At 67.2% G+C, this 6,843-nt stretch carries 8 protein-coding genes and 1 pseudogene; 5 read left to right on the top strand and 4 right to left on the bottom strand.

All coding sequences use genetic code 11. The features are described 5' to 3' along the window. Positions 1–196: 196 nt before the first annotated feature. Positions 197–484, bottom strand: coding sequence for a hypothetical protein (locus TVH25_RS20245; RefSeq protein ID WP_169621158.1), 288 nt, complete (start codon positions 482–484; stop codon positions 197–199). Between the two features lie 187 nt (positions 485–671). Here TVH25_RS20245 and TVH25_RS20240 point away from each other — a divergent pair. Continuing rightward, positions 672–2,567 (top strand): annotated as a pseudogene (locus tag TVH25_RS20240) (propionyl-CoA synthetase); the annotation flags it as partial. Between the two features lie 12 nt (positions 2,568–2,579). Here TVH25_RS20240 and TVH25_RS20235 read toward each other — a convergent pair. Genes TVH25_RS20235 through TVH25_RS20225 form a run of 3 tightly spaced genes read right to left on the bottom strand, consistent with a single transcriptional unit; the run spans position 2,580 to position 4,341 of the window. After that, positions 2,580–2,846 carry a DUF3618 domain-containing protein gene (locus tag TVH25_RS20235; protein ID WP_169621160.1) on the bottom strand — a complete coding sequence of 89 codons (267 nt, stop codon included), beginning with the start codon at positions 2,844–2,846 and terminating at the stop codon, positions 2,580–2,582. Further along, on the bottom strand, positions 2,843–3,271 hold the full coding sequence (locus TVH25_RS20230) for a phage holin family protein (RefSeq protein WP_169651888.1): 429 nt from the start codon (positions 3,269–3,271) through the stop codon (positions 2,843–2,845). Before TVH25_RS20230 ends, TVH25_RS20235 begins: the two co-directional genes overlap by 4 nt. Then, positions 3,268–4,341, bottom strand: coding sequence for a YihY/virulence factor BrkB family protein (locus tag TVH25_RS20225; RefSeq protein WP_169621162.1), 1,074 nt, complete (start codon positions 4,339–4,341; stop codon positions 3,268–3,270). The genes TVH25_RS20230 and TVH25_RS20225 overlap by 4 nt, the downstream gene beginning before the upstream one ends. 69 nt (positions 4,342–4,410) lie before the next feature. On the opposite strand from TVH25_RS20225, the gene TVH25_RS20220 reads away from it, so the two are divergent. From TVH25_RS20220 to TVH25_RS20205, 4 genes are read left to right on the top strand one after another with little or no spacing between them, the layout of a single operon-like run. Further along, entirely contained in the window at positions 4,411–4,923 is a 513-nt protein-coding gene (locus tag TVH25_RS20220) for a flavin reductase family protein (protein WP_296551081.1), read from the top strand. Between the two features lie 38 nt (positions 4,924–4,961). Then, positions 4,962–5,735, top strand: a complete 774-nt coding sequence (locus tag TVH25_RS20215; protein ID WP_422425315.1) for a pyrimidine reductase family protein — start codon at positions 4,962–4,964, stop codon at positions 5,733–5,735. Beyond that, positions 5,725–6,216 (top strand): CinA family protein, encoded by a 492-nt coding sequence (locus TVH25_RS20210; protein ID WP_169621165.1) that lies wholly within the window; start codon positions 5,725–5,727, stop codon positions 6,214–6,216. The genes TVH25_RS20215 and TVH25_RS20210 overlap by 11 nt, the downstream gene beginning before the upstream one ends. A gap of 20 nt (positions 6,217–6,236) precedes the next feature. Continuing rightward, the gene (locus TVH25_RS20205; RefSeq protein WP_422425314.1) at positions 6,237–6,806 is read left to right on the top strand and encodes a dihydrofolate reductase family protein; all 570 of its coding nucleotides are present in this window, start codon (positions 6,237–6,239) and stop codon (positions 6,804–6,806) included. The last annotated feature ends 37 nt before the right edge of the window (positions 6,807–6,843 follow it).

The raw sequence follows: 6,843 nt of genomic DNA, 5'->3' as shown, positions 1-6,843 counted from the left end.
CCGCCTCACCCTGGCGCCGCCAACGGGCCACCGACCCCCCTTCCTCGGTGCCGGCAGACCTGGTCCTTCGCTTGGGCGCAGCGAGCGCGGCGACTTTGCGTGCGGTGTCCGGCATGCGGTGTGACCGGAGCGTGCGTGGTAGTTCTCGTTCGTAGGTGCGTTGGATCGAGGCGACCACCCACACAGCGACCAGCCGTCACGGCCGCGGATCGGTGCGGGTCCACCGGCGCCGATCACTGAGCGTGGCCCCGCTACAGCGACGGCACGGGAAGACTCCGTGTTCCCCGAGTTCGGCCAGGTACAGGGCGTCGGTCCACGGCACGTGCGGGAAGCGGGCGAGTCGGGCACGGGAGAGCGGGACTCCGCACAGGGTCTGGTTGGTGCCGGGCGTCCACGCGTGCGTATCGCCACGCGGGTATCTGATCCCGTCGGTGTCGGTCCACCGACTCGACGCCGCGACTGCGGGTGTGGTTCGTTGAGCCATGGGATCCGGATTCCCCGAACGGGCGAGATCACGCCCACCTCCTCCACTGCCCTTCCGTCCACTGCCCTTCCGTCGGCACCCCGCTCGGCGCCCAACCACTGCCGCCCGTCGCACATCGTGTTCCGGGCCGCAGCCAGTCACATAGGGTGACGCGGTCACCACTGTCAGTGCGAGGGAAGGACACCAGGCGATGAGCTCGTACGAGGAGGCGTTCCACCAGAGCGTCGAGGACCCCGAGGCCTTCTGGCTCGAGGCCGCGAAGGCCGTCGACTGGGACACCGCGCCCACCCGCGCACTGGACGACACGCACGCACCCTCGTACCGGTGGTTCCCGGACGGCACTCTCAACACCAGTGTCAACGCGCTCGACCGGCATGTCGCAGCAGGTGCAGGTGACCGGACCGCGCTGATCTGGGATTCGGCGATGGTGCCGGCGAAGAAGACCTACACGTACACAGAACTGCTCGACGAGGTCGCCACATTCGCGGGAGTGCTGCGCGACCAGGGCGTCGTGGCCGGCGACCGCGTCATCATCTACATGCCGATGATTCCGGAGGCCGCGATCGCGATGCTCGCGTGCGCCCGCATCGGTGCCGTGCACTCGGTGGTCTTCGGCGGGTTCGCGGCGAAGGAACTCGCGACCCGCATCGACGATGCCCGTCCGGTCGTGCTCGTCACCGCGTCGGGTGGGCTCGAGCCCGGCCGCACCGTCGAGTATCTCCCCATGGTCGAGACGGCCCTCGGGCTGTCGAAGACTCCCCCGCACACCGTGATCGTGAAGGATCGGGAACAGATCCCCGGTTCCGCTGCCGACTACAAGACGTCGTCCGCCGCGTGGTTCGACTGGGACGAACTCGTCGCCGACTCGTCGCCGGCCGAACCTGTCTCGGTCGCCGCCACCGACCCGCTCTACATCCTCTACACCTCCGGAACCACTGGAAAGCCCAAGGGCGTCGTCCGCGACAACGGCGGACACGCGGTCGCGCTGACGTGGTCCATGCGCAACATCTACGACATCGGTGCGGGCGACGTGTGGTGGACCGCGTCCGACGTCGGGTGGGTGGTCGGGCACTCGTACATCGTCTACGGCCCACTGCTCGCCGGCGCCACCACGGTGCTGTACGAGGGCAAGCCGGTAGGCACGCCCGACGCGGGCGCGTTCTGGCGCATCATCGCGGAGAACAACGTCAAAGCGCTGTTCACGGCACCGACCGCGATCCGCGCGGTCCGCAAGGCGGATCCCGACGCCGAGGAACTCGCGAAGTATTCGATCGACTCGCTGGAAACGCTGTTCGCCGCCGGGGAACGCCTCGACCCCGACACCTACGCCTGGGCGACCCGCGTACTCGAGCGACCGGTCGTCGACCACTGGTGGCAGACCGAGACGGGCTGGGCGATCGCCGCGAATCTGCGCGGTCTCGATCCGATGCCGCTCAAGGCGGGTTCTCCGACGGTGCCGGTGCCGGGGTACCGCGTCGAAATCGTCGATGCCCATGGCGAACTCGTGAAGGCGAACACCGAAGGCAACATCGTCGTCCGGCTTCCGCTTCCGCCGGGCACCTTGACCGGTCTGTGGCAGGACGAGGACCGGTACCGCAGGTCGTATCTCGACACGTTCCCCGGCTACTACCTCACTGGCGATTCGGGTTTCGTGGACGAGGACGGATACGTGTTCGTGCTCGGACGCTCCGACGACGTGATCAACGTTGCCGGACACCGCCTTTCGACGGGCACAATGGAAGCGGTCGTGGCGTCGCATCCGGCGGTCGCCGAGTGCGCCGTGGTGGGCATCCACGACGAGATCAAGGGTCAGCGCCCGTCGGGATACGTCGTCCTCAAGGCCGGTGTGGAAATCGACCCCGAGACCTTGCGACAGGAACTCGTCGCGATGGTGCGCGACCAGATCGGTGCGGTGGCGACGTTCCGGGACGTGACCGTCGTGCAGGCACTGCCGAAAACCCGATCCGGCAAGATCCTCCGAAAGACCATGCGCCAGATCGCCGACCACGAGCAGTACACCGTGCCGTCCACGATCGAAGACCCGGCAGTGCTCGAGGCGCTTCGGGCGCAACTGGGTGGCTGACCCCGCGAGGGTCTAGCGGCGGCGACGCCAGACGACGACCAGCACGACGGCGACGAGAACTGCCCCGGCTGCGGCAAGCAGGTCGGGGCGGTTCCGTACCGCTTCGACGCGCTCGTCGGCCGCGTGCTTGACGCGGGTGGGCACGTCCAGCCGGTCGGTCAGTTCGCCTACCGTCGCAGCGAGTTCGGCGCGCTGCTGTTCGATATCGGGCTCGGGTCCGCCCGACCCGTTGGGGGTCGACTCGGTGGGCCCGGTGTTGGAAGAGTCGGGTCGGCTCATTGCATTGCTCCCTTCGCGGCGGCCACGTCGGCCCGAACGCTGTCGACCGCGTGTGCCGGCATCGGCGGCGCGGCATTCTTGGCCTTCGAGGCGCCGACGGCCGCGAGGATGCCCCCGATCACGAGAACCACAACGGCGACGATCAGTGCCGCCAGCCAGGGGTCCACGGCGGTCGCGAGCCCCAGCACACCCGCCGCGATGAGGGTGGCGAGCCCGAGGTAGAGCAGAAGCGCACCGGCCCCGGAGATTCCGGCACCGATACCGATCCTGGTGCCCTTGGACTTCACTTCGTCGAGGGCATGGGTGACCTCGGTGCGCACGAGGGTGGAGACCTGCGCGGTCAGCCGTTCGGTGAGTTCGACAGTGGACAGTTCGGAGGGCTGGGCCGCCACGTGACGCGCACCCCCTCCGGTCGGTTCCGTCATGTTCGTTCCCCTTCCTGGTTGTCGCCGACTTCTCCACGCAGGCGACGCCCGCGTTCGATCAGTTCTTGATGCTTCGCCTGGTTCTTCTCACTCGCACGGGTGTCGCGCGGGGGCAGTTGGAGGGTCTTCTCCGCTTCGATTCCACCTTGCAACTGCCGGCCACGTTCGAGTTCCGCATCGAATTCGGCCCCGAACAGCAGTGCCAGGTTGGTGATCCACAACCACAACAGGAAGATCACCGCACCGGCGAGCGAACCGTAGGTCTTGTTGTAACTCCCGAAGTTGCTGACGTACACCGCGAACAGCACCGACGCGACGATCCAGACCACAATCGCGATCACAGAACCGACGCTCACCCACCGGAACTTGGGCTGCTTGACGTTGGGTGTGGCGTAGTAGAGCACCGCCACAAGGACGATGACGAGTATCAGCATCACGGGCCACTTCGCGATATTCCAGACCGTCACCGCTGTCTCGCCCAGGCCGACGACGTCACCGATGGTGCGGGCGATCGGTCCGCTCACCACGAGCATCAGGCCCGTTGCACCCGCGAAGACCAGGACGAGCGCCGTCACCAGCAGCATCTGCGGGCGCAGCTTCCAGATCGGGCGTCCCTCTTCGATCTCGTAGATGCGATTCATGGCGCGGCCGAAGGCCCCCACGTAGCCGGAAGCCGACCAGAGGGCACCGAGAACACCGATGACGAGGGCGAGGCCGGCGGTGGGTGCCTGCACCAACTGTTCGATGGGTCCGCGCAGGGTGTCGACCGCGGAGGCGGGTCCCAGTTCCTCGACCATCTGGAGCACCGCATCCACGGTGGCCTGGCCCTGCCCGAAGACGCCGAGCAACGAGACCACGACCAGCAACGCAGGAAACAGCGACAGGATCGCGTAATAGGTCAGCGACGCCGCCAGATCGGTGCACTGGTCTCGGCTGAACTCCCGCACGGTCCTCTTGACCACGTATTTCCACGACGGTTTCTCGATGTCCGTCGGAGAGTCGGGCTTGCGCGCATCGTCGGGTGCCACGGTTGCGCCGGCCGCACCGTCCCCGCCGTGTTGGTCCGTCATGGCACTCGGGTACCGCGCCGTCGCCCGCACCAAACCGTATCGGCACTACGTAAAACGTACGATCGGAGCATGTCCGACACCGATGCAGTCCGCGGCTCCTCCGAGGGGTTCGCCGACATCATGTCCCAGCTCGACTACCCGATGTACATCGTCACGACACGCGGCGGAGAAGAACGCAGCGGGTGCCTCGTCGGGTTCACGACTCAGACGGGCATCGATCCGGCACGCTTCCTCGTCGCCATCTCGAACAAGAACCACACCTTCCGTGTCGCCCAGGACGCCGAGTACCTGGCCGTGCACGTCCTCTCCCCCGAGAACCGCTCGATATCGGAGCTTTTCGGGGAGCAGACGGGCGACGAGATCGACAAGTTCGCGCAGTGCTCGTGGAGCGAGGGCCCGCACGGCCTGCCGATCCTCGACGGCGCAGCCGGCTGGTTCGTCGGGCGCGTGCTGGACAGATTCGATCTCGGCGACCACAGGGGGTTCCTGCTCGATCCCGAGGAGGGTGAACTCCGCGAGAAGCTGGACACGCTGCTCACCTTCCGCGACGTGAGCGACATGGAGGCCGGCCACGGCGCGTGACATAGCGGGGAACGAACCGGCGTGATCTGATCGGGTGCATGCACCAACTCGACGACCCCGCTTCCCCTACCGACGTCGGCGACGATCGGCTCCGTCAGTTGTACGCGTATCCGGAAGGGCTCGAGCGCCCGTGGATGCGCGTGAACTTCGTGTCCTCCCTCGACGGCGCGGTCGCGGTGGAAGGCCGGTCGGGGGCGCTCGGCACCCCGTCGGACAAGAAGGTCTTCGGGCTGCTCAGGGAACTCGCGGACGTGATCCTCGTCGGCGCGGGCACCGTGCGCACCGAGAACTACGGGGGCGCGCGCACCAGCGAGACGCTTCGTGCGCGTCGTGAAGCGGACGGGCTCGACGCCGTGCCTCCCATCGCGGTCGTGACGACGTCCTGCTACTTCCCGTCGGATCTGAGGCTGTTCACCGATACGACGGTGCCTCCGATCGTGTTCACCAGTGCGAGCGCCCCTGTCGCCAACCGCCGCAGGGCGGAGGACGCCGGTGCCGACGTCCGGGTGATCGCCGACGACACCATCGACGGTGCAGCCCTGCTCGCCGCCGTCACGAAGGCCGGATGGACGCGCGTACTGTGCGAAGGAGGTCCGCAATTGTTCGGCAGCATGATCGAAGCCGACATCGTCGACGACCTGTGCCTGACGTTCGCCCCCGTTCTCGCGGCGGGCTCGGCGGGGCGCATCGCCTCGACGCCGACTCCCGTCGTCACCCCCATGCGACGGACCCACCTGGTCGCCGACGACGACGGCACCCTGCTCACCCGATGGATTCGAGACGACAGAGAAGGAGCTTCCCGTGGCCGATGACGACATTGTCGAAGGAACCGATCGTTCCGACGACTTGATCGAACGACTCGCCGACCTCGCGTCCGAGCGCAGTCTGACGGTGGGGTGCGCGGAGTCCCTCACCGCGGGAACGCTGGCGGCGCGCCTCGGCGCCGCGAAAGGCAGTTCGGAGTGGTTTCGCGGCGGCATCGTCGCGTACTCACGCGAAGTGAAACACGGTCTGCTCCGCGTTCCCGAGGGACCGGTCGTGAGCGAGCAAGCTGTCCGGGCCATGGCCGAGTCCACCTCGCGCCTGCTCGAAGCGGAGATCGTGGTTGCCGTGAGCGGGGCGGGCGGACCCGACTCGCAGGACGGGCGCCCGCCGGGCACGGTGTGGTTCGCCACGACCGGGCCGGAGGGAACCCGCTGCGAGGAAAAGCAATTCGAGGGTGACCCCCAAAAAGTGCTCGCCCGGACGGTGCGCCATGCCCTAACGTTGCTCGTCGATCGGGCACAGGCCTGACTGCCGAGACGGGAGCATTCTTGCGCACACTGACCTACTACGTGGCCACCACGCTCGACGGGTTCATCGCCGACCCGTCGGGCGGGTTCGATTTCTTTCCGGTACCCGACGAACTGGTGTCGGTACTCGTCGAGGAGTTCCCGGAAACGATCCCCACCCAGGCGCGTGCGCATCTCGGGATCGACCCGCCGAACAAGAACTTCGACGCGGTGGTCATGGGCAGACGCACGTGGGAGCCGTCCCTCGATGACGGGGTCACGAGTTCGTATCAGCATCTGAAGCAGTACGTCTTCTCCACCACGATGAGCGAAGCACCGGACGACACCGTCACCCTCGTCGACAGCGATCCGCTCGCGTACGTGCGAGAACTGAAGCAGCAGGACGGCGGAGGAATCTGGTTGTGCGGGGGCGGCTCTCTCGCGGGCGCGCTGTTACCCGAGATCGACGAACTCGTCCTGAAGGTCAGTCCGATCGTGGCGGGCAACGGAATACCGTTGTTCCGCGCGGACTTCGCACCGCATCACTTCGATCCCGTCGAGAGTCGCTCGGTCGCGGGCGTCGCGATCACTCGTCTCGCTGCCCGTCGCTGACCGTGCCGCCGCCGTGACAGCGACGGCTGTCACGGCG

The organism is Rhodococcus sp. 7Tela_A2 (assembly GCF_049311045.1).
In the GTDB taxonomy this organism is placed as follows: domain Bacteria; phylum Actinomycetota; class Actinomycetes; order Mycobacteriales; family Mycobacteriaceae; genus Rhodococcus.
The sequence above is the reverse complement of the archived record's forward strand: the minus strand, read 5'-3'. Positions and strand labels throughout refer to the sequence as shown.

Excerpts from the sequence above, each read along its gene's own strand:
- TVH25_RS20225 (WP_169621162.1), bottom strand. The coding sequence starts at position 4,341 with ATGACGGACCAACACGGCGGGGACGGTGCGGCCGGCGCAACCGTGGCA.
- TVH25_RS20215 (WP_422425315.1), top strand. The coding sequence starts at position 4,962 with ATGCACCAACTCGACGACCCCGCTTCCCCTACCGACGTCGGCGACGAT.
- TVH25_RS20230 (WP_169651888.1), bottom strand. The coding sequence starts at position 3,271 with ATGACGGAACCGACCGGAGGGGGTGCGCGTCACGTGGCGGCCCAGCCC.
- TVH25_RS20235 (WP_169621160.1), bottom strand. The coding sequence starts at position 2,846 with ATGAGCCGACCCGACTCTTCCAACACCGGGCCCACCGAGTCGACCCCC.
- TVH25_RS20220 (WP_296551081.1), top strand. The coding sequence starts at position 4,411 with ATGTCCGACACCGATGCAGTCCGCGGCTCCTCCGAGGGGTTCGCCGAC.
- TVH25_RS20245 (WP_169621158.1), bottom strand. The coding sequence starts at position 484 with ATGGCTCAACGAACCACACCCGCAGTCGCGGCGTCGAGTCGGTGGACC.